Here is a 24,477-nt window from a genome sequence, read left to right as displayed (position 1 = left end):
CGATCACTCGGCCGGCACCACGACCTCGACCCGCTGCACCAGGTTGTTGGCGAAACCGCCACGGTTCCACGGCTGCTCGACCGGCTGGGTCCGCCCGGACGCGTCGGTCGCCCGCGCAGCGAGCACGTACCGGCCCGGTGTCGCGGTCCACTCGTGGCGCCACCGCCGCCAGGCGAAATCCCCGCCGATCGGCGGGTCCAGCTCGGCCTGGACCCAGCTCGCCCCGCCATCGGTGGTCACCTCGACGGAGACCACCGGTGCGTGCCCCGACCAGGCCCGACCGTCCACGGTGCACGGTCCGGGCCGGAGCACCCGCCGGCGGGACATGAAGTCGGGGAAGCCGGGCGGACGGACCAGCGCACGGGGCTCGATCCGGGTGACCGGCACACCCGGGTCGTCGGCGTCCCGGCGCAGCCGGTAGGCCACCGCGTTCTGGTAGCCCTCGAACGGCTCGGTGCGGACGTCGATCGAGCGGACCCACTTCACGTGTGCCATGCCGTACCAGCCCGGCACGATCAGCCGCAGCGGGGCGCCGTGCTGTGGCAGCAGGGGAGCGCCGTTCATCTCGTACGCCAGGAGCACCTCGTCGCGCAGCGCGTCGACGACCGGCAGCGCCCGCTGGTAGTCCTGCTCGATCCCGCGCTCGACGCCGTGATCGGCGCCGGTGAAGACCACGTCGACCGCGTCCGGCCCGAGACCCGCCTCGCGCAGCAGCGGGGCCAGCGGGGTGCCGGTCCACTCGGCGTTGCCGACCGCCTCGACGAGCCAGGGTTGGCTGACCGGCCGCGGGTGCAGCAGGGCCCGGCCGTTGCCGGCGCACTCGAGGGTGACCTGCCGGGTGACCCGGGGGCGCTCGCGCAGCTCGGCCAGGGTCACGGTGAGCGGCCGGTCCACCGCGCCGCCGATGGTCAGCGCGTGGGTGGTCGGGTCCAGCTCCGGGATGTCGTAGTGGATGAGCAGGTAGTGCAGCCCGGCCGGCGTGACGTCGTAGCGCAGCGCCTCCAGCGGGATGCCGTGGTTGCGGGCCGCGAGCTGCAACTCCTCGGTGCTGACCGCCTCGTCGGGCTCGGCGACCCGGGACGGACCGCTCACCTCGGCCACCGTCGGCGGGCCCACGGGCCCCGGGTGGGGCGCCCGGTCGGCCTGCGCCGACCCCGGCGACCGGTCATCGACAGTGGTCATGCGGGCCTCCCCGGTCCAGGCGGCGGCGTGCCGCACCCGCCAGCCTAGGCCCTGCCCGGACGTCCGAGCGGCCGGTGCACACGGCTCCCCGGCCCGGAGCCGGGTCGCGGCCTGCGCGGTCGCCCGGCGGGCAGGCACCGGCGACCGGTCTCGACATAACAGATCATCGACAGCTCCGGGTGGTTGTCCACAGCACCTCCGGTTGTCCACAGCTCGACCGTTCGGGGTGGCTGGTGGCCCGGGCTCGGTCGCAGGCTGCCGTCATGGAACCGCCAACCACTTCGCGTACCGGCTCGATCCGCCGCACGGTGCTGCTCTGCGCCGCGTTCCCGCTCGCGCTGACCATGCAGCTCTGCGGCCTGGCAGTGCTGGTCGCGGCGGCGCCCGGCAACCCACCCGGGCCGGCCGTGCCGGTCGCGGCGGTGGCGTCCACCCATGCCGACGCCGGGCCGGGGCGGTTCCGCTGGCCGGTCGACGGGCCACCCCGTCCGGTGCGCGGGTTCGACCCGCCACCCCAGCCGTGGTTGGCCGGCCACCGCGGGGTGGACCTGGCCGCCCCCGTCGGTGCGGTCATCCGCAGCGCCGGGCCGGGCACCGTGCTCTTCGCGGGCCTGGTCGCCGGCCGGCCGGTGGTCACCGTGGGGCACGCCGACGGGCTGCGGACCACCCACGAGCCGGTGCGACCCGCGGTACGTCCCGGCCAGCCGGTCGCCGCCGGTGCGCCGCTGGGCGAGCTGCTACCCGGGCATCCGGGTTGCCCGGCCGTGGCCTGCCTGCACTGGGGCCTGCGCCGGGGCGCGGACTACCTCGACCCGCTGGCCCTGCTCGGCCTCGGGCCGGTCCGCCTGCTGCCAGCCGGCCGCTCAGCGCTGGGCGAGCAGGGCCGGCAGCCGCACGGCCAGCCGTTCGTACTCCGCGGCGGTGTTGTAGACCTGACCGGTGAGCCGCAGCCAGCCCTGGCCGTTCCAACTCATCACCGCCACTTCGGCGGCGAGCCGCGCACCGATCTGCGTCTGCAGCGCCCGCGCCGCGTCGATGGTGGTGGCGATGCCGGCCGGCAGTGGAATGAGGCGCAGGGCCACCCCCGGCCCGCCGGGGTCGGGCAGCTGAGCGGGGGGCACCCCGAGACCGTCCCCCACCACCCGCTGGCCGTACGCGGCGAGCGCCGCGTTGTGCTCCCGGACCCGGTCGACGCCGAGACTGCGCAGCGTGAACAGGCCGGCCGGGGCGGCCAGCCAGGGGGTGTAGTCGAGGGTGGCCTGCCATTCGATCCGGGCCGGGTAACCGGTGTCCTGTTCCCACGACACCACCAGCGGCTCGATCCGGTCGCGCCACGGTGCGGCCACGGCCAGCAGGGCGGTGCCGCGTGGGGCGTACCCCCACTTGTGCAGGTTGCCCGCCCAGAAGTCGGCGCCGATGCTGTCCACCGGGGTCGGCAGCATGCCCGGGGCGTGCGCGGCGTCCACCAGGACCGGCACGTCGTGTTCGTGGGCCACCCCGACGATGGCGGCGACCGGGAGGAGCTTGGCGGTGGCCGAGGTGAGCTGATCGACGACGAGCAGTCGGGTCCGCCCAGGGCGCAGGCCGGCACTGACGATCTGCACCACCTGCTCGTCGGTGGCGGCCAGCGGCACCGGCAGGACCCGGCTGACCGCACCGGTGCGGCGGCACTCCCGCTGGATGGCCAGGCTCACCGCCCCGTACCCGTGGTCGGTGCTGAGCACCTCGTCGCCCGGGCGCAGGCCCAGCGACTGGAGCACCACGGCGACGCCGGTGGTGGTGTTACCGACCAGGGCGCTGCCGTCCGGGTCGGCACCCAGGAATCCGGCAAGGTGCCGGCGGCTGTGCGCGATCCGGTCGACCAGCCCCTGGGTGAAGAAGCGCAGCGGGTTGGCCTCCATCTCGTCGCGCAGCCGCTGCTGGGCTCGCTGCACGCCGATCGGCACCGCGCCGAACGAGCCGTGGTTGAGGTGGCTGACCGCCGGGTCGAGGGAGAAGAGCAGGCGGGCGCCCGGGATCGGCTCGGGGGGCTGCGGGACGCTCACGTGGTGATCGTAACCGCTGGTTGATCACCCGCCGGACGGTCTCCGCCCGGGCTGCGGCCCGCCCTGGCTGATCGCTCGGTGCGGGGGCCGCCTGCCGGTGTCCGCCGCTCCGATGGGCCCGGCCGTGTCAAGGCGCGCGGGTGGCCTGGCGGGGTCAGGCTCGTGGGTGGGCCTGACGGTAGGCGGCGCGTAGCCGCTCCACCGAGACGTGCGTGTAGATCTGTGTGCTCGCCAGCGACGAGTGGCCGAGCAACTCCTGCACCGCGCGCAGATCCGCACCGCCCTCCAGCAGGTGGGTGGCGGCCGAGTGGCGCAGCCCGTGCGGGCTGGTCCGGGGCAGGCCGACGGCTTTGGCGTACCCGCCGATGATCTGACGCGCGGTGGTCGGGTTGAGCCGTCCACCTCGGGCGCCGAGCAGCAGCGCGTGGCCCGAGCGGGCACCGGCCAACGCCGGCCGACCTCGGCGTAGCCACGCGTCCAGTGCCCGCTGGGCGGGCACCCCGTACGGCACCGAGCGCTCGCGCCCGCCCTTGCCGAACACCCGGATCACCCGGCGGCCATGGTCGACGTCGCCGACGTCCAGTCCGCACGCTTCGCTGATCCGTACGCCGGTGGCATAGAGCAACTCCAGCAGCACCCGGTCGCGCAGCGGCACCGCCTCGGCGCCCGGATCCGGCGTCCCGGTGCTCGTGGCGCTGCCTGCCCGGTCACCCCCGTTGGGCTCGTCCTGCACGGGCAGCGCGACCCGGTCGACGTCGGCGGTGCGGCCCGGGGCCTCGACGAGTGCGGCGGCCTGATCGGCGCGGAGCACGGTGGGTAGCTCGCGGTGCGCCCGCGGACTGGCCAGCGGGGCAGCCACGTCGGTCGCCAGGAGCCCCGACCGGTGCGCCCAACTGCTGAACGTACGCGCCGAAGCCGCCCGCCGGGCCAGTGACGTTCGTGCCGCCCCGGCAGTCCGTAGCCTCGCCAGCCAACTGCGCAGCACGGTCAGATCCAGGTCCGCCGGAGCCGTGCAACCCATTCGGCTCGCGTGGTCCAGCAGCGAGACCAGGTCGGCGACGTACGCCCGGATGGTGTGTGCGGAGCGGTTCCGGACGTCGGACAGATACGCGGCGAAGTCGTCCACCGATTCACGCATCGCGGCGGGCAGTGCAGCGTGGGTGCGTCGGGTGTCGCGGTCGGTCCCGCTCATGCACACCTCGCCGTCGTCGATCCACCGACCGGAGATCGTTGTCAGGCGCGTTTCCGTCCGGCCGGAGACGGATTCAGCCTACGGGCAGCCGTGACCTTCGGCAGTACCTGCGAGGCCGTCCTCGAAAGGTGGCGCGGGCGGGCTCGTCACAGCGCGGCCGGTGCGCTGAAGCCGTATCTCGACGACGCTGATCCCGACAGCCAGGGCATCGCGGCCGACCCGGTGGTTTGTTCGCCCACCTCAGGTCCGAGCGCCCCTTTTCCTGACGGCGTCGGGCGGTGGCCCCAGGACGTACCCGCCGTCCCGGCGTACCACCATGCGCAGCTCCTCCAACATGGACAGTTTCCGCAATGCCACCCGGATGTCCACGCCGGCCCGGGCGGCCAGGGCGTCCACCCCGATCGCGCCCCGGCGGGGAAGCGTCTCCAGGATCAGGCTCGCCTCGTCGTCGAGCACGTCCGCCGGGCGGTCCGGACCTCGCGCGGGTGGCGCGAGGTCCGTGCCGATCCGACCGACCGCATCGAGGACATGCGCGATGCCGGTGACCAGACGAGCCTTCGGCTGCTCGCGGAGCATCTCGTGGGTGCCGACCGACATCGCCGAGGTGACCGGCCCGGGCACCACCAGCGCGTGCCGACCGAGGGCGATCGCCCGATTCATCGTCTGGGTCGCACCACTGCGAGCGGACGCCTCCACCAGCACGGTGCCGAGGGTGCCCGCGGCGATCACCCGATTGCGGATGAGGAACCGCGGACGCAGCGGATCGGCCCCGGGCAGCCACTCGCTGATCAGCAACCCGGTCTCGGCGATCCGATCGAAGAGCGCGGTGTTTCCCATCGGATAAGGGCGGTCGACCCCGCACGCCAGGACGCTCACCGTCACGCCGCCCCCGGTCAGCGCACCCCGGTGCGCCGCCGCGTCGATGCCGAACGCTCCACCGGAGACCACCGTCCAATCCCGGTCGGCCAACCCGTAACCGAGTTCCGTTGCCACGTGTAGGCCGTAGGGCGTTGCGGCCCGGGCACCGACCACCGCCACCGAACGTTCCAATGCCTCGTTCAGGCGCCATTCCCCGCGTATCCAGAAGCACAGCGGAGGTGCGGTCTCCAGGTCGACCCGTCGGCTGGCGTCGGGCAGCCTGAGGCGGTGCAGGTCGGCCAACTGCGTCGGCCACTCGTCGTCCTCGGGGCAGATGATCCGTGCCCCGAGCCGGCCGGCGCGGGCCAGCGCATCGGCCGCGACGGCGCGGGCGTCGCCACCCGCAGAGCGCGCCGCCACCGCGGCACGGAGCCGCTCGTCCGGTGCCCCGCCGTCGAGCAGCAGTTCCAGCGTCGCGATCGGGCCCATCCGTTCCACCAACCGGTACACCGTCCGCGTGCCCGGCTCGGCGAGCCAGCTCAGCGCCACCCTCGCGAGCAGTCGCTCCTCCCTGGTGCTCATGTCCCGTCTCCCGTCCTGAGTTGAATGGCCTCCAGGACGTCCTCCCGGTGCGGGCGATCCCGTCCGTCCAGGTCGGCGATGGTCCAGGCCAGGCGGATGATGCGGTCGAAGCCGCGGGCCGAGATGGACCCGGAGTCGAGCCGGCCGCGCAGCTCACCGGTGTCTCGGCCGGGCAGACGCCACGGCGGGTGGCGCAGGTGCGGGCCCGGTATCTCGGCGTTGAGCCGGTGCCCCGTGCCCACCCAGCGGGAGGCGGCCGCCCGTCGCGCCGCTGCCACCCGGGCGGCGACCGCCGACGACGGCTCAGCCGACCTCGCCGTCTCCAGCAGATCAGCCGCCCGCACCGGCATCAGCCGTACCTGCACGTCGATCCGGTCGAGCAACGGCCCGGAGAGCCGGGCCAGGTAGCGGCGGCGGACCAACGGCGTGCACTCGCAGTACGCGTCGCCCGCCGGCTTCGCACAGGGGCAAGGGTTCGCGGCCAACACCAACTGGGTCCGGGCCGGGTATTCGGTGCCGCCGCCACTGCGGGCCAGTTGGATGCGGCCGTGCTCCAGCGGCTGGCGCAGGGCCTCCAACGCGCCCTTGCTGAACTCCGGCGCCTCGTCCAGGAAGAGCACCCCGCGGTGGGCCAGTGACACCGCGCCGGGCCGGGCCAGCCCCGAACCGCCGCCGACCAGCGACGGCACCGTCGCCGTGTGATGTGGTGCCTGGAACGGCGGGCGGCGCAGTAACCGGCCGCCCGGTGGGAGCAGCCCGGCGACGGAGTGCAGCGCGGTCACCTCCAGCGCCGCGTCGTCGTCCAGCTCGGGCAGGATCGACGGCAGTCGTTCGGCGAGCATCGTCTTGCCGGCGCCCGGTGGACCGAGCAGCGCCAGGTGGTGACCACCGGCGGCGGCGACCTCCAGCGCCCGTCGGCCCATCTGCTGCCCGGCGACCTCGGCCAGATCCGGACCGCCGGTGACCGGTTCCGGGGTCGCCGCCGGTGGTTCGATCAGCGGGCTGCCGTCCCGGACGAAGGTGACCAGCCGGTGCAGGGTGTCCACCGCCCGGACCCGGACCCCCGGGATGACCGCGGCCTCAGCGGCGTTACCCACCGGGACGATCACCCGCTCGATGCCCTCACGGGCGGCGGCGGCGACCATCGGCAGCACCCCGCGTACCGGCCGGACCGTCCCGTCCAGCCCCAACTCGCCGAGGATCACCACGCCTTCCAGGGGCAGCAGCGGCAGTTCACCCGAACCGCCCAGCAGAGCGGCTGCGATGGCCAGGTCGAAGGCCGAGCCGAACTTCGGCAGCGTCGCCGGCAGCAGATTCAGGGTGATGCGCCGGTTCGGCCAGCGTTGGCCGGAGTTGACCACAGCGGCCCGGACCCGGTCCCGGGCCTCGTGCAGGGCCGTGTCCGGCAGCCCGGAGATCACCACAGCGGGCAGACCGGCGGCCAGGTCGGCCTCCACCTCGACCAGGTGACCGGCCACCCCGACCAGACCCACGCAGAGCACCTTGGCGTAGCTCACGGCGCGTCACCGCCGGTCGTACCCGCACCGAACGGAGCGCGCATCTCAGAACGCGCCCTTGAGGTGGTCGACCAGCGCCGGACCGGCGTCGGGCAGCCGGACCGAGAGCACGTCGAACCGCACCTCCTCGGCCGTGGTGCCGGTCTCGGCCAGCCAGCGCGCGGCGAGCGCGCGCAGGCGGCGGGCCTTCGCCGGTACGACCGCCTCGGCCGGCGTACCGAAGGTGTCGTTCCGGCGGGTCTTCACCTCGCAGAAGGCGAGCACCGGCCCGTCCCAGGCGATGATGTCGATCTCACCGGCCGGGCAGCGCCAGTTTCGGACGATCGGGCGCAGCCCCGCCCCGATCAGGTGCTGGGCGGCACACCGCTCGCCGTACGCGCCGACCGCCTGGTTCCGCTTCGTCATGGTCGGCACGGTGCCGGTCGAGGCGCGACCGCCGCGACCCCGGAGGCGGCCAGTTGTGGACAACGGGCGTCCTGTGGACAACCGGACGATCACCCCTGTCCTGTGCTAGACGGCTTCCGACGGGCGCAGGGTGGAATGGCGCGGGCGCAGCCGGTCGAATACGGTGCCGGACGTGGACGGACGACGGAGCTTTCCCGAAGATCAGGAGTCGCGCTGGTATCCCGACGAGCGGGGTCGCGGCTACGGCGAGTCGGAGTGGCGTGGCGCGGGCGAGCCGCGGTACCGGGACAGCGAGGTTCCCGAGCAGCGTGGTGCCGAGGAGAGTCGCCTCGGCGAGGACACCGGTGTCGGTCGACGCAGGGAGTCCCTCCGCTTCGGCTCGACCGGGAGTGACCAGCCGCCCTTCGGGACGCCCGAGGGTGACTCCGGCCGCTTCGCGGCGGTCCCCGACCGGCCCGGGGAACTCGACTCCGGCCGCTTCGGCGCGGTGGACTCCGGCCGCTTCGGCTCGCCCGAACCGGACTCGGGTCGCTTCAACGCCGTGGACGCCCAGGCAGGCCGCGTCGGTGCGGCAGAGCCGGATTCCGGACGGTTCGGGGCGGTCGACCCACTGGGAGGCGGTCATTCGGAGACCGACAGTTACCGGGCCGCCCGCTCGCGGCGGGCGGACCGGGACCCCTCGGAGATCTCCGGTGAGCTGCCCGGTCGCCGGGCCGCCCGGGAGTCGGCTCCGGCGAGTGCGCCGCTGACCGCGGGCCGTGAGTCGATGCCGTTGATCGGAGCCCGCGAGACCACGCCCACCGGCGATCAGGCGGCAGGTGGGCTCGCCGAGCAGACGCGTCCCGCCCCGCTCGGTGGGTACCCGATCGTCGAACCGGGCGCCCGCAGCGGCGAGACGCCGCACCCACTGGAGATGCCGACCGGCCCGATGATGCCGATCGGCCCCCGGGGTGACCTGCCGGCGGGGGAGCCGTCGACGTACCCGCCGGTTGCCGACGGCGTCTACCGGACCCGCCGGCCGGTGCTGGCCGTGCTCTTCGCCCTGCTGGTGCTGGTGTTCGAGGTCCCGGCACTGCGGGTGCTGCTGGCCGGGGTGACGGGTGACCCGGTGTCCGCCGGGAACGTGGTGGTGGGTATTTCGCTGGTCGCCGGGCTGCCGATCTTCGCAACGGGGCTGTACGGGCTACGAACCGGAGGACTGGCGCTCTCCGACGGCGGCCGGGGCTGGCTGCGCCCTCCAACGGCCTACCTGACCGTCGGACTGGCGCTCTTCGTCGCCGCAGCGCTCGCCGCCAACTGACCCGCCGCACATGCCACCCCGACCGGGGCGGCCACGCCACCCCGGCCTGGGCGGCCACGCCGCTCCCGACCTGGGCGGGCCACGCCGCTCCGGGCGAAGATCCTCGCAACATCCGGGAAAGAGTGGCTTCCCGCGACGCTGAGGCAGCAATTTCCCGGATGTTGTGCGGATCATGAACGCGGCCCGGCCCGACGCGGCCCGGCCCGGCCCGGCGCGGCCGGGCGCGGCGCGGCGCGGCCCGGCGCGGCCCGGCCCGGCACGCGGCGCAGCGCGAGGCGGCGCGGCGTGGGCGGCGGGCGCACCCGGGGGCGGTTGGGCGGGGCAGGGGCGTACACTGGCCAACTGGCGACCGCCTTGCGCGGTCGACCTCGCGTGCCCTCTCCACGAAGTCGTCGTGGAGCGACGGCCTCCCTGGTCCCGATCTTGGTCGGGAACACCATGGCCGGCGACCAGGCGCCAGGACGCCCGGCCACCGGTCGGGCGTGACAACCAGGGATCTTGAGGAGTACCCAAACCATGGCCGTCGTGACCATGCGCCAACTGCTGGAGAGCGGTGTCCACTTCGGGCACCAGACCCGGCGCTGGAACCCGAAGATGAAGCGCTTCATCATGACCGAGCGCAACGGCATCTACATCATCGACCTGCGCCAGACCCTCGACTACATCGAGAAGGCGTACGAGTTCGTGCGTGGGACCGTCGCCGAGGGTGGCAGCATCCTCTTCGTCGGCACCAAGAAGCAGGCTCAGGAGGCGATCTCCGAGCAGGCGACCCGCGTCGGCCAGCCGTACGTCAACCACCGCTGGCTCGGTGGCATGCTGACCAACTTCCAGACGGTCTACAAGCGCCTTCAGCGGATGAAGGAGCTGGAGGCCCTCGGTGACCTGAGCGGCACCGCCGCCGGGTACACCAAGAAGGAGACGCTGCAGCTCTCCCGGGAGAAGATCAAGCTGACCCGCACCCTCGGTGGCCTGCGGGACATGCAGAAGCTCCCGGCCGCGGTGTGGATCGTCGACACCAAGAAGGAGCACATCGCCGTCGACGAGGCCCGCAAGCTGGGCATCCCGGTGATCGCCGTGCTGGACACCAACTGCGACCCGGACGAGGTCGACTTCCCGATCCCGGGTAACGACGACGCGATCCGCTCGGCCGAGCTGCTGACCAAGGTCGTCGCCGCCGCCGTCGCGGACGGTCTGATCGCGCGTTCCGGCCGTCGCCGGGGCACCGACGAGAAGCCCGAGCCGGGTGTCGCGAGCGACGAGCCGCTGGCCGAGTGGGAGCGCGAGCTGCTCGAGGACCCGAAGAAGGCCGACGAGTCGACCGCCGCCCCGGCCGAGCAGCCGGCGCAGGCCGCCACCGAGCAGCCGACCGCCGAGCAGCCGACCACCGAGCAGCCGGCGGCAGCCGCCGCGGAGTGACCGCACCGTCGCTGCCCCGCCGTCCGTTTTTGCGTACGGCGGGCAGCGACGGTACGCCGGGCACGATCCGCCCGGATCCGGGTAACCGGCACGTCTGACCATCCACACGCCGTCTCAACACCGAAGAGAGAGCCATGTCCCAAATCACCGCCGCGGACGTCAAGAAGCTCCGCGACCTCACCGGCGCCGGCATGATGGACAGCAAGAAGGCGCTGACCGAGGCCGAGGGCGACTTCGACAAGGCCATCGAGATCCTGCGCGTCAAGGGTGCCAAGGACGTCGGCAAGCGGGCCGGCCGTACGGCCGCCAACGGCCTGGTCGCCCACTCCGGCAAGGCGCTGCTCGAGCTCAACTGCGAGACCGACTTCGTGGCCAAGACCGAGTCGTTCATCGAGCTGGCTCAGCAGCTGGTTGAGCACGGCGAGCGTTCCGGCGTGAACACCGCCGAGGAGCTGCTCGCCACCGAGCTGAACGGCAAGGTCATCGCGGACCTGATCCAGGAGCAGTCGGCCAAGATCGGCGAGAAGCTGGTCCTCAACCGGTTCGCCAAGGTCGAGGGCACCACCGCGGTCTACCTGCACCGCAAGGCCCAGGACCTGCCGCCGGCCGTCGGTGTGCTGGTGTCGTACACCGGCAAGACCGACGAGGCGGGCGACGCCGACGCCCGTGGCGTCGCGATGCAGATCGCCGCGATGCGGCCGAAGTACCTCAGCCGCGACGAGGTCCCGGCCGAGGTCGTCGAGTCCGAGCGTCGGATCGCCGAGCAGACCGCCCGCGAGGAGAACAAGCCCGAGGCGGCCCTGCCGAAGATCATCGAGGGTCGGGTGAACGCCTTCTTCAAGGACTACGTTTTGGTCGAGCAGGCGTCGGTCGCCGACAACAAGAAGTCCGTGAAGCAGATGCTGGCCGAGGCCGGCATCGAGGTCACCCGCTTCGTGCGGTTCGAGGTCGGCCAGGCCTGAGCCGTCACCGGGCGCCGCGTGCGCCCGTGGGCAGGAGACGTCGACGAGGAGGCCGCCGGTGTACGTGACAGGCACCGCGGCCTCCTCGTCACATAATGTCGGCAGCGGCAGGTTCGCGGTACGCGGCGCACGGGGCGTACGCGTGGGGAAGGGCGGGGCGGATGACGCAGGTTGTGAGTGATCGGACGTTGGCGGTGGACGATCCGACGGCGCCTCCGCCCGGACGGGCCCGCCGAGTGGTGCTGAAGCTCTCCGGCGAGGTGTTCGGCGGCGGCGCGATCGGCGTCGACCCGGATGTCGTCCAGGCCATCGCCCGGCAGATCGCCACCGTGGTCCGCCGCGGCGTGCAGGTCTCCGTGGTGGTCGGCGGCGGCAACTTCTTCCGCGGTGCGGAGCTGCAGAAGCGCGGAATGGACCGGGCCCGCGCCGACTACATGGGCATGCTGGGCACCGTGATGAACTGCCTCGCCCTGCAGGACTTCCTGGAGAAGGAAGGCATCGAGACCCGGGTGCAGAGCGCCATCACCATGGCCCAGGTCGCCGAGCCGTACATTCCGCTGCGCGCGATCCGGCACCTGGAGAAGGGCCGTGTGGTCATCTTCGGCGCGGGCGCGGGCATGCCGTACTTCTCCACCGACACGGTGGCCGCCCAGCGTGCGCTGGAGATCCGGGCCGACGTGGTGCTGATGAGCAAGAACGGCGTGGACGGCGTCTACACCGCCGACCCCCGGATCGACCCCACCGCCAGCAAGCTCGACTCGATCACCTTCTCCGAGGTGCTGCGCCGCAACCTGCGGGTGGCCGACGCGGCGGCGTTCAGCCTCTGCATGGAGAACGGGCTGCCGATGTTGGTCTTCGGCGCGCAGGGTGACGACACCATCATCCGCGCGGTGGGTGGCGACAAGATCGGCACCCTGATCACCGCCTGAGTCATCGCCCCACCCGGGGTGACGACAGCAGCGAGCAGAGCCCACGACGAGCACAGAAGGAGGCGAGGAGACCGGTGATCGACGACACCCTCCTCGAGGCCGAGGAAAAGATGGAGCGTGCGGTCGAGCACGCCAAGGAGGAGTTCGGCGCCATCCGCACCGGTCGCGCCAACGCCGCCATGTTCTCCAAGGTCATCATCGACTACTACGGCACCCCCACGCCGCTGACCCAGATGGCGTCCATCGCGGTCCCCGAGCCACGCATGGCGATCATCAAGCCGTACGACAACTCGCAGATCAATGCGATGGAGAAGGCGATCCGCGACTCGGACCTCGGGGTGAACCCGAACAACGAGGGCAACCAGCTGCGCATCCTGCTCCCCCAGATGACCGAGGAACGCCGCCGCGACATGATCAAGGTGGCCCGGCACAAGGGCGAGGAGGCCAAGGTGGCGATCCGCAACGTCCGCCGCCGTGGCAAGGAGGAGCTGGACCGGATCGTCAAGGACGGCGAGGCTGGCGAGGACGACGGTCGCCGCGCCGAGAAGGAGCTGGACGACCTGACCCAGCGCTACGCGGCCAGCGTCGACGACCTGGTCAAGCACAAGGAGACCGAGTTGCTGGAGGTCTGACCCCAGCGCCCGTACCACTGACACGAGGCCCGACCCCGCTGCGGGGACGGGCCTCGCGCCGTGTGGTCAGCGGGGGATCCGGACCGTACGGGTGGTCTCGGTCAGGGTCGTTCCGACGTACGCGTCGTGCAGTTCGAAGCGCACGGTGGCCCGGCCGGGGTGCAGCACCGGGTCGGTCCGGTAGAAGCCCATCGTGAGGCTCACGGTGCCACCGTCGCAGGTGACCTCTCCGGCGCCGTGTCCGCTGGTGGCCCAGACGGTCGGCAGGCCGTCCTGGGTCAGCGACGCCGACAGGAAGTACGTCCCGGCCGGGCAGCGGCGGACCTCTCCCCGCACGATGGTGGCCGGGTAGGCGAGCCCCTCCTGCTCGTAGCTCGGGTCGTACGGGTACAACGCGCTGGTGCGGTGCTCGATCCTGATCTTCGCGCCACGTGCCGACGCGGTGGCCGGTGCAGCCACCGTCAGGACGATGGCGGCGATCGTCAACACCGCCAGGCTGATTCTGCGCACGAACCGCTCCCTTCCCCGTGGAACGCGCCGGCGGGCACCGGGCGCACCGTCAGCCGACCACCGGTGTGCCCGGTGCGGCATCACCCGTTCGCCCGGTCCGTCGGTCGGATAGCCGTCGATGGATGGATAGCTGGTGGAGGCGGCGGACCGGACGGGCCGTACCCGCAGCCCAGCGCCGCCATCGCGGTGCCCGCGCCCGGGGGCGGACGGCCGCGACGCCCTCGTCCGCCTCGGCCCGGCGGCGGGTGCAGTAGGCTCGGCAGGATTCCCGACCACCGGGCGGTGAACACCGGGAATCGACCGCCCATCGGGCCGGTCAACCGGAGGAACACGTCGCGCGCGTAGGGGTTGCTTGTGGTCTTGCGTTCTGTGGTGGTACTCGTGCCGCATCGCGGTGCGTGATGTCCCACCCCGACCCCTACGGCGGCCCGGACAACTGGGACCGGCCGGAGCGACCCGGCCTGCCCTGGCCGGAGCCCGATCTCGAACCAGGGCAGTGGAGCCGACGCTCGGGCACCGCCCCTGAGCTGTACGCCGATCCGCGCACCCGCCCGCCCGCCGACCCGCACCCAGCCGACCCGTACGCCGAGCGCGGCCGACCGGTCCGCCCGGACGACCGGGACCGCTTCGACGACCGGGACCGGTACGAGGACGACCGCAACCAGCCCGACCGGTACGACGACCGGGGCCGGGCCGGCCGGTACGCCGATCGGCCGCCCACCGTCGGCGACGGCCCGGACCGCTACGACGGCCCCGAGCGCCGCGACGAGCCCGGCCGGTACAGCGGCCCGGACCGCTACGACGGTCCTGAGCGCTACGACGAGCCCGGCCGCTACGACGCGCCCGCCCGTTACGACGACCGCGACGCGCCCGCCCGTTACGACGACCGCGACGCGCCCGCCCGTTACGACGACCGCGACGCGCCCGTCCGTTACGACGACCGCGAACCGCCCGTCCGATACGACGACCGCGACGCGGCCGTTCGATACGACGACCGCGAACCGCCCGTCCGTTACGACGACGAGGCCGGGTATCCGACGGCGCAGCTGCCCCCGGTCCGGACGGACCTCGGTCCGGCTCCGGAGCCGGCGACCGAGCCGGAGCAGCCGACCGGCCGCCGCCCGAAGGGCCGTCGCCGGGCGAGCGTCGACCGGCCGCCCACCCAGCAGGCGGGCACCGGTCGGGCTGGCCGCAACCTGCCGGCGGCCATCGGGGTCGGGCTCGCCCTCGGCGTGCTGATCGTGGTGCCGCTGGTCTTCTACCCGACGGCGTTCCTGGTCGTGGTCGCCGGCGCGGTCGCCGTGGGCATCTGGGAGATGGCCAGGGCGGTCCGGCGCAGCGGCGCCCACCCGCCGCTGGTGCCGCTGGTCGCCGGTGGCGTGCTGACCGTCGGGCTGGCCTGGTTCGCCGGCCCGGACGCGCTCAGCCTGGGGCTGCTGGTCACCGTCCTGGGCACGATGATCTGGCGGTTGGGCGACGGTCCGGCCGGCTTCCAACGGGACCTCACCGCGGCCACCCTGATCGCCGTCTACGTGCCGTTCCTCGGCGGGTTCGCGGCGCTGCTGGCCGCGGCTCCCGAGGACGGTCCGCTGCGCATCCTGGCCACGCTGGTCGCGGTGGTCCTCTCCGACACCGGTGGGTACGCGGCCGGCGTCGCGTTCGGCCGCCACCCGATGGCACCGTCGGTGAGCCCGAAGAAGTCCTGGGAGGGCTTCGGCGGCTCGGTCACCGCGGCGGCGCTCGGCAGCGCACTGCTGCTCTGGCTGATGTTCGACGTGGCCCTCTGGTGGGGTGCGCTGTTCGGGCTGGCCGTCTCGGTCGCCGCGGTCCTCGGCGACCTCGCCGAGTCGATGATCAAGCGGGACCTCGGGGTCAAGGACATGAGCAACCTGCTGCCCGGCCACGGCGGCCTGATGGACCGGCTCGACTCGATCCTGTTCGCGCTGCCGACCGCGTACCTGTTGCTGGTGGTCTTCGTGCCGGTGGTGAAGTGAGGCATGGATCACGTCAACCGGGCCATCCCGATCCATCGGTCCGGGCCGGATCGGCACCTCCGGACGGGGACCTGCCGCCCTCGGCGTGACACACTGGACCAGCCATGACGAGCCTGCCCTTGATCCCCGCCACCTCGGACGCCCCCGCCGCACGCCGAGCCTCCATGCCACCCCAGCACCTCGCCGACCTGGACCTGGCCGGCCGCCAGGCGCTGGTCGCCGAGTTGGGTGAGCCGGCTTTCCGTGCCAAGCAGGTCTCCACCCACTACTTCGGGCGACTCGTCCGCGATCCGCAGGCGATGACCGACCTGCCCGCGGCGACGCGGGAGCGGCTGGCCGACCGGCTGCTGCCCAGGCTGCTCACCCCGGTCCGCGAGCTGGCCTGCGACGACGGCGCGACCCGCAAGGCGCTCTGGCGGCTGCACGACGGTTCGCTGGTGGAGAGCGTGCTGATGGGCTACCCGGACCGGGTCACCGTCTGCATCTCCAGCCAGGCGGGCTGCGGCATGGCCTGCCCGTTCTGCGCCACCGGCCAGGCCGGCCTGACCCGCAACCTGTCCACCGCCGAGATCGTCGACCAGGCGGTCTACCTGGCCGGTGTGGCGGCCTCCGGCGCGGTCGCCGGCTCCCCGCCACGGCTGTCGCACGTCGTCTTCATGGGCATGGGCGAGCCACTGGCCAACTACTCTCGGGTGATCGCGGCCATCCGTCGCCTGGTCAGCCCCGCTCCCGAAGGGCTCGGCCTGTCGCAGCGGCACATCACCGTTTCCACGGTCGGCCTGGTTCCGGCCATCCGCCGACTGGCCAGCGAAGACCTCTCAGTGACCCTTGCGTTGTCCCTGCACGCGCCCGATGATGATCTGCGCGACGAACTCGTGCCGGTAAACCAGCGCTGGAAGGTAGCCGAGGTGCTGGACGCAGCGTGGGACTACGCCGCCCGAACGGGCCGTCGCGTGTCGATCGAGTACGCGATGATCAAGGACGTGAACGACCAGCCGTGGCGAGCTGACCTGCTCGGACGGCTGCTGGCCGGCAAGTTGGCCCACGTGAACCTCATTCCGCTCAATCCGACGCCGGGCAGTCGCTGGGATGCGAGCTCGAAGCCGGTGGAGCGGGAGTTCGTCCGGCGGTTGCGCGACGCCGGGGTGTCCACCACCGTGCGGGACACCCGAGGTCGCGAGATCGACGGCGCGTGTGGCCAGCTCGCCGCCGCCGAGGACACCGACAGCGATCGCGCCGGAGAGGCACCGGCGTGACCGGGCGTGGCGCACGAAACCAGGAGACATAGTGGCGAGTCAGGGTCAGCGTTTCCGGCGCAAGGCGCTCCGCCGGGGATACAAGGTCGACGAGGTGGATGCCTTCCTCGACCGGGTGGAGGCGACGCTCGACGGCCGGCAGGTCGGCGCGCCCGTGGCCTCCCAGGAGGTCCACGACGTGGTCTTCCGGGTTCGGTTCAACGGCTACGACGAGTGGCAGGTCGACCTGCACCTGGACCGGGTCGAGCGGCAGCTGGCCGAGTTGGAGGAGCGCGGTCCCGCCGGGCGGGGCGGCGACCCGCGGATGGGTGACCGGCTGGGCCCGCCGGACCGGCTCGGCCCGCCGATGCGCGACGACCGGGGCATGGTCCCGCAGCCGATGCCGCCCCGGCCGATGCCGGCGCAGGCCGGCCCACCCGCCGACCGCTACGGCCGGTACGACGAGCCGACCGGCGCCTTCGCCGGTGGGTACGACGGTGCTCCCCGCACCGGTTACGACGGGCCACGCGGCCCGGGCGGCCCCGGCCCGATGGGCCCCGGTGGCCCGATGGGTGGGCACGGTGTCCCGCCGCGCGGTCTGCCGGCCGGCCCCAGTGGTTACGGCCCCCCGGACGACCCGCGGATGCCCGGCGGCTACGGCCCCCCGGACGACCCGCGGATGCCGGGTGGCTACGGCCAGGAGGACCAGCGCGGTCCCGGTGGCTACCCGCCGCCGCAGGAGGAGCCGCGCTTCGACGGCTTCGAGGCCGGCCGGCATGGTCGTGCCGACATGACCGCTGAGATCCGGATGCCCGAGCGGGACCTGCGCGACATGCGCCGTGGCCCCGCCGGTCCACCCCCGATGCCGCAGCAGGGCGTCGGCGGCCCACCGATGGCCGGTCCGCCCGCCCTGGCCGGCCCGCCGATGGGTGGCCCCCCGATGGCCGGTCCGCCCGGCAGCGACCTGTACCGGGTCGACCAGATCCGGCGCAGTTTCCAGGTACGCCGCTTCGGCAGCGGGTACGACCCGGACCAGGTCGACCGGTTCTTCGAGACCCTGCTCGGCGGCATGCAGGGCCGCAACCCGATGCCGGTCAACCCGAAGGACCTGGACACGCTCCGGTTCGGCCTGGTGCAGGGCGGCTACTTCGAGGCCGAGGTGGACGCCGCGCTCAAGGACGTGCAGGACATTCTCTTCGGGCGCTGACCCCGACGCGTACGAACAAGGGCCCGTCCCCTGGTGGGGGCGGGCCCTCGGCGTTGTCGGCCGGTCGTGCGGTGGCCGATCGGGTCAGGAGCGCAGACCGTTGCGCCGCAGCACGGCGTCGCCGATCACGATGACCAGCAGCAGCGCGGCCAGGCTGACCAGCCAGATCTCCTCGACCTTGCCCTCGTGGTTGCCGCAGAACGCCATCACGACCAGCGCCAGCGCGGAGAGCACCGCACCGATCCGCCCGGACTTACGGTGCCCCGGCTTGTGCTGGTCCGGTGACGTTACCGGCTCGCTTCCTGCCACTGTCGGTCCTTCCTCGCGATCGGATCTTTCGTTAGTCTGGCACGCCTCCTGCCCGGGGCGGCGCGGTGGGGGTTTCCCGGCCGTCCGGCCCCGTTTCCCGGGGCCAGATGGCACTACCGGCGTCGCGGGGCGGCGGTCAGACTCCCTCCGGTAGCGTTTGGCGTACACCTGATTGTCTGTTTGAGGGGGACTGTGCGGTGCGAGTGACCGGAACCGGGCATGCCAGCATGCGGATCGACACGGCCGCGGGCAGCATCCTGTGCGACCCGTGGGTCAATCCGGCCTATTTCGCGTCCTGGTTTCCCTTCCCGGACAATTCCCTGCTCGACTGGGACCACCTGGGTCAGGTCGACTACCTGTACGTGTCCCACCTGCACCGGGACCACTTCGACGCGGCGCACCTCAAGCGGTACGTGTCGAAGCAGGCGACCGTGCTGCTGCCGGAGTTCCCCACCTCCGAGATGGAGGACGAGCTGCGGGCGTTGGGCTTCACGAAGTTCCTGAAGACCCGCAGCGAGGAGGTCGTCGAGCTGGACGGCGGCCTCAAGGTCATGATCCAGGCGCTGACCAGCCCGACCGACGGCCCGATCGGTGACTCGTCGCTCTGGGTCGAGTACGACGGGGTGCGGCTGCTCAACCAGAACGACGCCCGCCCCACCGACCTGAGCGTGTTCGCCGAGCTGGGGCACGTGCACGCCCACCTGCTCCAGTTCTCCGGCGCGATCTGGTACCCGATGGTCTACGAGCTGCCGCAGGCCGCGAAGACCGCGTTCGGCAAGCAGAAGCGTGACCGGCAGTTCGACCGGACCTGGCGCTACATCGACGACCTGAAGGCGTCCCACGTCTTCCCGATCGCCGGCCCGCCGTGCTTCCTCGACGACGCGCTGTGGCAGTTCAACGACATCCACGGCGACGAGGGCAACATCTTCCCCGACCAGTCCGTCTTCATGGCCGAGTACGCCAAGGTCGGCGGCACCAACGGGATCGTGCTGCTGCCGGGCAGCGTCGCCGAGGTAACCACCGAGGGCGCGACCACGACCCACCCGGTGCCGGTCGAGGAGTTCTTCGCGAACAAGGTGGCCCACCTGGAGGAGATGCGGGAGCGCAAGCGCCCGATCATCGAGGCGGAGAAGGCGTCCTGGCGGCACCCCGAGGTGGACGTGCTCGGCCAGATGAAGAGCCGGATCGAGCCGCTGCTCGACGAGTCGATCTACTTGGCCAAGGGGGTCGGTGGCCCGGTCCGCTTCGACCTGGTCGGCTACGACGGCGAGAGCGTCGAGTCGATCGTGGTGGACTTCCCCGGCAAGGAGGTCCGGCCGTACGCCGACGAGAAGGTCCGCTACCGGTTCCGTACCGAGCGGTCGCTGATCGAGCACCTGCTCTTCATCGACGAGGTGGACTGGGTCAACTCGCTCTTCCTCTCCTGCCGGTTCTCGGCGGCCCGGATCGGCCAGTACAACGAGTTCGTCTACGCGTTCTTCAAGTGCCTGTCCGAGGAGCGACTCCAGTACGCCGAGGGCTGGTACGACGAGCACGAGCGGAGCACCGACGCCGAGGACATCACCCTCGGCGACTGGGTCGTGCAGCGGCGCTGCCCGCACCTGAAGGCCGACCTGACCCGGTTCGGCATCGTCGATGGCGACCAGCTCACCTGTCAGTTGCACGGCTGGCGGTTCGACCTGCCCAGCGGCCGCTGCCTGACCAGCGTGGGGCACAAGGTCCGCGCCCACCGCGTGGACGCCGAAACACCCGCCCCGGCCGGCGAAGCCCTGAGCTGACGTTGCCGGCGTTGCCGGTGCTCCGGCGTTCCCGGCGTTCCCGGCGTTGCGGCGTTCCGGCGTTCCGGCGTTCCGGCGTTAGGAAGGGACCCTTCCTCTACACGAGGCGTTAATAAGGTGCCCTTCCTTAGCGCCCGAGGTCGGCGAGGACGCGACGGGCGGCGTTGTGGCCGGCGGCGCCGATGACGCTGCCGGCCGGGTGGCAGCCGGCGCTGCCGGCGTAGACGCCGTCGATTCCGGTGGCGTAGGGCATCCGGTCGGTGAACGAGACCGTGTTGTCGACGTGGTGGATGTGCCCGCCGGTGATGCCGAAGTGCGCCTCGATGCCCGGCGGGGGCAGCGGCACCGCGTCGGCGATCAGGTCGCCGGTGCCGGGGGCGTACCGCTCGACGATCTCGATGAGTCGGTCGACGTAGCTGGGCAGCGCCGCGTCCCAGGTGGTGTTGGCCAGCTCGTAGGGGACGGACTGGACGAAGAGCGCCGACGAGTGGTGCCCCTGCGCGTCGGAGAGCGACGGGTCGACGGTGGTGTGCAGGTACCACTCGATGGTCGGTTCCGCCGGCAGACGCCCGGCCTGCACGTCCGCCCACATCGCGCGCAGCGCGGTCATCGGTGAGGTGGTTTCGCCGCCGACCAGCGACGCGGAGCCGGGCAGCAGGTGGATGGTCGAGCCGAACGGGCTCGGCGTCCCGGCCGGCAGGCAGGAGAAGTGCGGCAGCCCGGTCAGCGCCAGGTTGAGCTTGAGGGTGGTGCCGGGGCGGCGGACCGCCGCCATCCGCTGGGTGAGTGGCGCCGGCAGCGCGCCGTCGGGCACCAGGTCCATCAGGCGGTACGGGTCACAGGCGCCGAGCACCACCCGGGCGGCCACCTCTCGGCCGTCGGCGAGGACCACACCGCTGGCCGCACCGCCGTCCAGGGTCACCGCGCTCACCGGCGTACCGGTCAGGATGGTCGCGCCGGCGGCCCGCGCGGCGTCGGCGAAGGTGCGCGACACCGTGCCCATCCCGCCCTCGGCGATCATCCAGGTGCCGCCCGAGCCGGGCAATCTGCACATGTTGTGCACCAGGAAGTTATGACCCGTCCCGGGGTCGTCCGGGCCGGCGTTGAGCCCGGAGAGGCCGTCGGTGACCGCGTACATGCTGACCAGCAGTTCGGAGCGGAACTCGAACCGGGCGAGGTAGTCCGCGACCGAGCCCTGGACGAGGTCGACGAAGGTCTGTCGCAGCGCCGGACGGACGTACCGGTCGGCGGTGTCCTGGGCGGTCAGCGGCTCGGTCAGCCAGGCCGGAGCGAGGTCCTCGCGGAGCGCGGCCAGTTCGGCCTGCATGGCGTCGTCGGCGGCCACGTCGGCAGGGGAGAAGAACTCGGCCAGCTGGGCCCGGGTGGCCGCGGTGTCACTGCCGAAGAGCAGGTAGGGCGAGCCGAGGCCGCCCGGCGTGGGCAGGAAGTAGTGCGGGTCGCGGCGCAGCACCGGGATCCGTACGTCGAGGGTGGCGAGCAGTTCCGGCGGCATCAGCCCGAGCAGGTACGACCCGGTGGAGTGGCGCAGCCCGGGGACCTTCGGGAACGGGTTCTCGGTACGGGTCGCGCCGCCGAGCACGTCGGCCGCCTCCAGCACCAGGACGTCCAGCCCGGCGCGGGCCAGCATGATCGCGGAGACCAGACCGTTGTGCCCCGCCCCGACGATGACGACGTCGGCGCGGGCGGGAAGTTCGCTGCTCATGCCGCCGCAGCCTAGCCCGCACCCCCAGCCCGGCCTAGCCCCCGACCTGTTGATCAAGAGGTTCGCGTCACCGGGCCGGCATTTCCTGACGCAAATCTCTTGATCACCGCGGTAAGGGTGGGGGTGGGGGGTTAGGGGAGGTGGATCGTGAAGGTGGAGCCTTGGTTGGGGGTGCTGGTGGCCGAGACCGAGCCGCCGTGGGCTTCGGTCAGCTTGCGGACGATGGCCAGGCCCAGGCCGCTGCCGCCGGTCTGCCGACTGCGGGACTTCTCCGCCCGCCAGAAGCGGTCGAACACCCGGGGCAGATCCTCTGCGCTGATTCCGCTGCCGGTGTCGGTCACGGTGACGGTCACCCCGTCGGCCGCCGACGCGGCGCTGATCGTCACGCTCCCGCCCGCCGGGGTGTGCCGCACCGCGTTGGCGACCAGGTTGCCGATGGCCTGGCGCAGCCGTACCGGATCGGCGTCCAACACCGGGTCGGCCTCGGTCCGCGCCGAGAGCGTGACACCGGCGTGGTCCGCCTGGACCCGGTGCGCCTCCACCACCTGGGCGAGCAGATCCGCGAGGTAGACCTGTTCGCGGTGCAGGCGCAGCTCCCCGGCGTCGGCCGCGGCCAGGTCCTGCAGGTCGGTGATCACGTGCTGGAGCAGCGTCGCCTCCTCCAGCAGCGAGGAGAAGAGCCGCCGGTCGGGGGCGGCGACGCCGTCCTCGACGGCCTCCAGCCAGCCGCGGATGTTGCTGACCGGGGTACGCATCTCGTGCGCGATGTCGCTGACCATCGCCTTGCGCAGCAGCTCCAGGCGTTCGCGCCGCTCGGACATGTCGTTGAAGACCTCGGCCAGCCGGGCGATCTCGTCCCGACCGGTGACCCGGACGCGGGCGGAGCCGTCGCCGTCGCGCATCCGTTGTGCCGCCCCGATCAGGGCGTGCAGCGGCCGGGTCAGTCGGATGCCGGCGAGAACGGTGAACCCGACCGTGATCAGCAGGACGAGACCGGCGACCGCGACGATGCGGGCCTGGTTGGCGCGGGACAGGTCGAACGCGGTCGGGGGGCGACCGCCCTGGTCGGCGACGAAGAGCGTGGCCGCCGGGGCGACGTACGGGAGGAGTTGTTCGCGCCGGCTGGTGCCGATGCAGGCGCCGACCGCGCGGTTGTGGTCCTGGTCGGGCTCGACGGTGCCCCGCGTCTCGGGGACCGGGCCGGGTTGCCTCGTCCAGGTCCAGTCCAGGTCGACCCGCACGTCGGGCAGGTGGCGACGGGCCAGGCAGGTGTTCACCTGCGCGTTGAGTTGGGCCAGCGCCCGGCGTTCGGTGGCACTGGGGGTGCGCAGGGCCGCGCGGGCATCGAGGCAGAGGATGCTGTCGGCGAGGTTGGTGCCGGGGGTCTCGATGCGTGGACGGCCGCTGGGGCCGTACGCGATGGTGGCCTCGATCCCCCCGCGTCCCTGCAGGCAGCGGATCGCCTCGGCCGCCTCGGCCTTCAGTGCCGTGCGCTCGTCCGCCGGCAGCAGGTACGGGCCGGTGCTGCGCGGATCGATGCGGGCGCTGGCCTGGTCACCGTCACCCACCGGGGTGAGTCCGGCGGTCAGGGCGGTGTCGACGGAGAGCGCGTCGACGGTGGCGGATGGCTTCGTCGGGAGTTGACCCGCCCCGGGCGACGAGTCGGCGATCGGCGTACCGGATTCGGTGGTCAGGGCGATCCGCCGGCCGACCTGGCGGGCGAGCGGTCGCAGGGTCCCGTCGACGTCGTTCCAGTTCGGGTGGGTCGCCGCGTAACCGAGCAATGTGTCGTAGACGCGGGCGTCGTCGGCGAGCGCCTGCCCCTGCTCCTGGCGGATCGCACCGGTGGTGGTGCGGACAGCCAGCCAGGTGGTAGCCGCGATCGAGCCGATGGCGACGAGTACGGCCAGCGTCAGCAGCCGGAGCAGCAGGCTACGGCGCAGCGGGACCTCACGGGACACGGTGGGTCTCCTCGACCAGCTTGTACCCGATCCCGTAGACGGTGACGAGTCGCGCCGGCTTACGCGGGTTGGGCTCGATCTTCCGGCGGAGGTTCATCACGTGGACGTCGACCGTCCGGTTGGTGATGTACCGGTCGAAGCCGTGCAGGTGCGTGAGGAGCTGGTCCCGGGTGAAGGTACGGCCGGGCTGCGCGGCCATCGCCTGGAGTAGTTGGAACTCGCCCGGAGTGCAGTCGACGACCCGTCCGTCGCTGCGTACCTCGTGGCGGACCGGGTCGACGTGCAGGGTGCCGACCCGCAGCACCGGGTCGGCCTGCGGCGCCGTCCGCTGCGCCCGACGCAGCAGGGTACGCACCCGGGCGACCAATTCGCGTGGGCTGTACGGCTTCGTCATGTAGTCGTCGGCACCCAGGTCGAGGCCGAGCAGCAGGTCGTCCTCGGTCGACCGGGCGGTCAGCATGAGTACCGGTAGGTCGGACTCCTGGCGCAGGATGCGACAGACGTCCAGGCCGTCGACCTTCGGCATCATCACGTCGAGGAGCAGCAGGTCCGGCGGTCGCTGACGGATCTGCTCCAGTGCGGCCCGCCCGTCGGAGACGACGACCACCTCGTGCCCCTCGCGTTCCAGGTAGCGGCGGGCCAGTTCGGCCTGCTTCTCGTCGTCCTCGGCAACCAGCACGTGCGCGCACACGGCAGCGACTGTACGTCGCTGCGACCTCGAACGATCGGCCCCGAGGGTG

19 protein-coding genes and 2 pseudogenes are annotated in these 24,477 nt (G+C 72.5%); 10 read left to right on the top strand and 11 right to left on the bottom strand.

All coding sequences use genetic code 11. From position 1 onward, the window contains the following. Positions 1–3 precede the first annotated feature (3 nt). Entirely contained in the window at positions 4–1,182 is a 1,179-nt protein-coding gene (locus ACFQGL_RS29755; protein WP_377515945.1) for a sulfite oxidase, read from the bottom strand. A 263-nt stretch (positions 1,183–1,445) separates the two neighbouring features. On the opposite strand from ACFQGL_RS29755, the pseudogene ACFQGL_RS29750 reads away from it, so the two are divergent. Continuing rightward, positions 1,446–2,036 (top strand): annotated as a pseudogene (locus ACFQGL_RS29750) (murein hydrolase activator EnvC family protein); the annotation flags it as partial. A gap of 9 nt (positions 2,037–2,045) precedes the next feature. On the opposite strand, the gene ACFQGL_RS29745 reads toward ACFQGL_RS29750, so the two are convergent. From ACFQGL_RS29745 to ACFQGL_RS29725, 5 genes are all read right to left on the bottom strand, one after another. Then, entirely contained in the window at positions 2,046–3,227 is a 1,182-nt protein-coding gene (locus tag ACFQGL_RS29745) for an aminotransferase class V-fold PLP-dependent enzyme (protein WP_377515944.1), read from the bottom strand. Positions 3,228–3,381: 154 nt separating this feature from the next. Further along, positions 3,382–4,419: a tyrosine recombinase XerC gene (locus ACFQGL_RS29740; protein WP_377515943.1), complete on the bottom strand. Its 1,038-nt coding sequence runs from the start codon at positions 4,417–4,419 to the stop codon at positions 3,382–3,384. A 240-nt stretch (positions 4,420–4,659) separates the two neighbouring features. Continuing rightward, on the bottom strand, positions 4,660–5,859 hold the full coding sequence (locus ACFQGL_RS29735) for a DNA-processing protein DprA (RefSeq protein ID WP_377515942.1): 1,200 nt from the start codon (positions 5,857–5,859) through the stop codon (positions 4,660–4,662). Next, on the bottom strand, positions 5,856–7,376 hold the full coding sequence (locus tag ACFQGL_RS29730; protein ID WP_377515941.1) for a YifB family Mg chelatase-like AAA ATPase: 1,521 nt from the start codon (positions 7,374–7,376) through the stop codon (positions 5,856–5,858). The genes ACFQGL_RS29735 and ACFQGL_RS29730 overlap by 4 nt, the downstream gene beginning before the upstream one ends. A 45-nt stretch (positions 7,377–7,421) precedes the next feature. Beyond that, positions 7,422–7,781 (bottom strand): YraN family protein, encoded by a 360-nt coding sequence (locus ACFQGL_RS29725; protein WP_377515940.1) that lies wholly within the window; start codon positions 7,779–7,781, stop codon positions 7,422–7,424. 172 nt (positions 7,782–7,953) lie between these two features. On the opposite strand from ACFQGL_RS29725, the gene ACFQGL_RS29720 reads away from it, so the two are divergent. The 5 genes from ACFQGL_RS29720 to frr all read left to right on the top strand — a co-directional run bounded on the left by ACFQGL_RS29720 (position 7,954) and on the right by frr (position 13,020). After that, entirely contained in the window at positions 7,954–9,081 is a 1,128-nt protein-coding gene (locus ACFQGL_RS29720) for a hypothetical protein (RefSeq protein ID WP_377515939.1), read from the top strand. A 516-nt stretch (positions 9,082–9,597) separates the two neighbouring features. After that, positions 9,598–10,497: a 30S ribosomal protein S2 gene (gene rpsB, locus ACFQGL_RS29715; RefSeq protein WP_377515938.1), complete on the top strand. Its 900-nt coding sequence runs from the start codon at positions 9,598–9,600 to the stop codon at positions 10,495–10,497. Between the two features lie 134 nt (positions 10,498–10,631). After that, on the top strand, positions 10,632–11,459 hold the full coding sequence (tsf, locus tag ACFQGL_RS29710; RefSeq protein WP_377515937.1) for a translation elongation factor Ts: 828 nt from the start codon (positions 10,632–10,634) through the stop codon (positions 11,457–11,459). 161 nt (positions 11,460–11,620) lie between these two features. After that, positions 11,621–12,388 (top strand): UMP kinase, encoded by a 768-nt coding sequence (gene pyrH, locus ACFQGL_RS29705; RefSeq protein WP_151490294.1) that lies wholly within the window; start codon positions 11,621–11,623, stop codon positions 12,386–12,388. Positions 12,389–12,462: 74 nt separating this feature from the next. After that, entirely contained in the window at positions 12,463–13,020 is a 558-nt protein-coding gene (gene frr / locus ACFQGL_RS29700) for a ribosome recycling factor (RefSeq protein WP_377515936.1), read from the top strand. 66 nt (positions 13,021–13,086) lie between these two features. On the opposite strand, the gene ACFQGL_RS29695 is transcribed toward frr, so the two are convergent. After that, a complete protein-coding gene (locus ACFQGL_RS29695; RefSeq protein WP_377515935.1) occupies positions 13,087–13,530 on the bottom strand; it encodes a hypothetical protein in 444 nt (147 codons plus the stop codon). 962 nt (positions 13,531–14,492) lie between these two features. Here ACFQGL_RS29695 and ACFQGL_RS32185 point away from each other — a divergent pair. From ACFQGL_RS32185 to ACFQGL_RS29680, 3 genes and pseudogenes are all read left to right on the top strand, one after another. Beyond that, a pseudogene (locus tag ACFQGL_RS32185) lies at positions 14,493–15,524 on the top strand (phosphatidate cytidylyltransferase); the annotation flags it as partial. Positions 15,525–15,628: 104 nt separating this feature from the next. Continuing rightward, entirely contained in the window at positions 15,629–16,780 is a 1,152-nt protein-coding gene (gene rlmN, locus ACFQGL_RS29685; RefSeq protein ID WP_377515933.1) for a dual-specificity RNA methyltransferase RlmN, read from the top strand. Positions 16,781–16,811: 31 nt separating this feature from the next. Then, positions 16,812–17,966, top strand: coding sequence for a DivIVA domain-containing protein (locus ACFQGL_RS29680; RefSeq protein WP_377515932.1), 1,155 nt, complete (start codon positions 16,812–16,814; stop codon positions 17,964–17,966). A gap of 84 nt (positions 17,967–18,050) precedes the next feature. On the opposite strand, the gene ACFQGL_RS29675 is transcribed toward ACFQGL_RS29680, so the two are convergent. Further along, a complete protein-coding gene (locus tag ACFQGL_RS29675; protein ID WP_377515931.1) occupies positions 18,051–18,275 on the bottom strand; it encodes a DUF2631 domain-containing protein in 225 nt (74 codons plus the stop codon). A gap of 197 nt (positions 18,276–18,472) precedes the next feature. On the opposite strand from ACFQGL_RS29675, the gene ACFQGL_RS29670 reads away from it, so the two are divergent. Beyond that, the gene (locus ACFQGL_RS29670) at positions 18,473–20,053 is read left to right on the top strand and encodes a Rieske 2Fe-2S domain-containing protein (protein WP_377515930.1); all 1,581 of its coding nucleotides are present in this window, start codon (positions 18,473–18,475) and stop codon (positions 20,051–20,053) included. A gap of 127 nt (positions 20,054–20,180) precedes the next feature. On the opposite strand, the gene ACFQGL_RS29665 is transcribed toward ACFQGL_RS29670, so the two are convergent. The 3 genes from ACFQGL_RS29665 to ACFQGL_RS29655 form a co-directional block, all read right to left on the bottom strand. Then, positions 20,181–21,776, bottom strand: a complete 1,596-nt coding sequence (locus ACFQGL_RS29665; RefSeq protein WP_377515929.1) for a phytoene desaturase family protein — start codon at positions 21,774–21,776, stop codon at positions 20,181–20,183. 131 nt (positions 21,777–21,907) lie between these two features. After that, the gene (locus ACFQGL_RS29660; RefSeq protein WP_377515928.1) at positions 21,908–23,737 is read right to left on the bottom strand and encodes a HAMP domain-containing sensor histidine kinase; all 1,830 of its coding nucleotides are present in this window, start codon (positions 23,735–23,737) and stop codon (positions 21,908–21,910) included. Next, positions 23,727–24,428: a response regulator transcription factor gene (locus ACFQGL_RS29655; protein ID WP_377515926.1), complete on the bottom strand. Its 702-nt coding sequence runs from the start codon at positions 24,426–24,428 to the stop codon at positions 23,727–23,729. The genes ACFQGL_RS29660 and ACFQGL_RS29655 overlap by 11 nt, the downstream gene beginning before the upstream one ends. Positions 24,429–24,477 lie beyond the last annotated feature (49 nt).

It is taken from the genome of Micromonospora vulcania, assembly GCF_042658605.1.
Lineage (GTDB): Bacteria > Actinomycetota > Actinomycetes > Mycobacteriales > Micromonosporaceae > Micromonospora > Micromonospora vulcania.
Note: the sequence above shows the minus strand (reverse complement) of the source record. Positions and strands in the feature narration are given on the sequence as shown.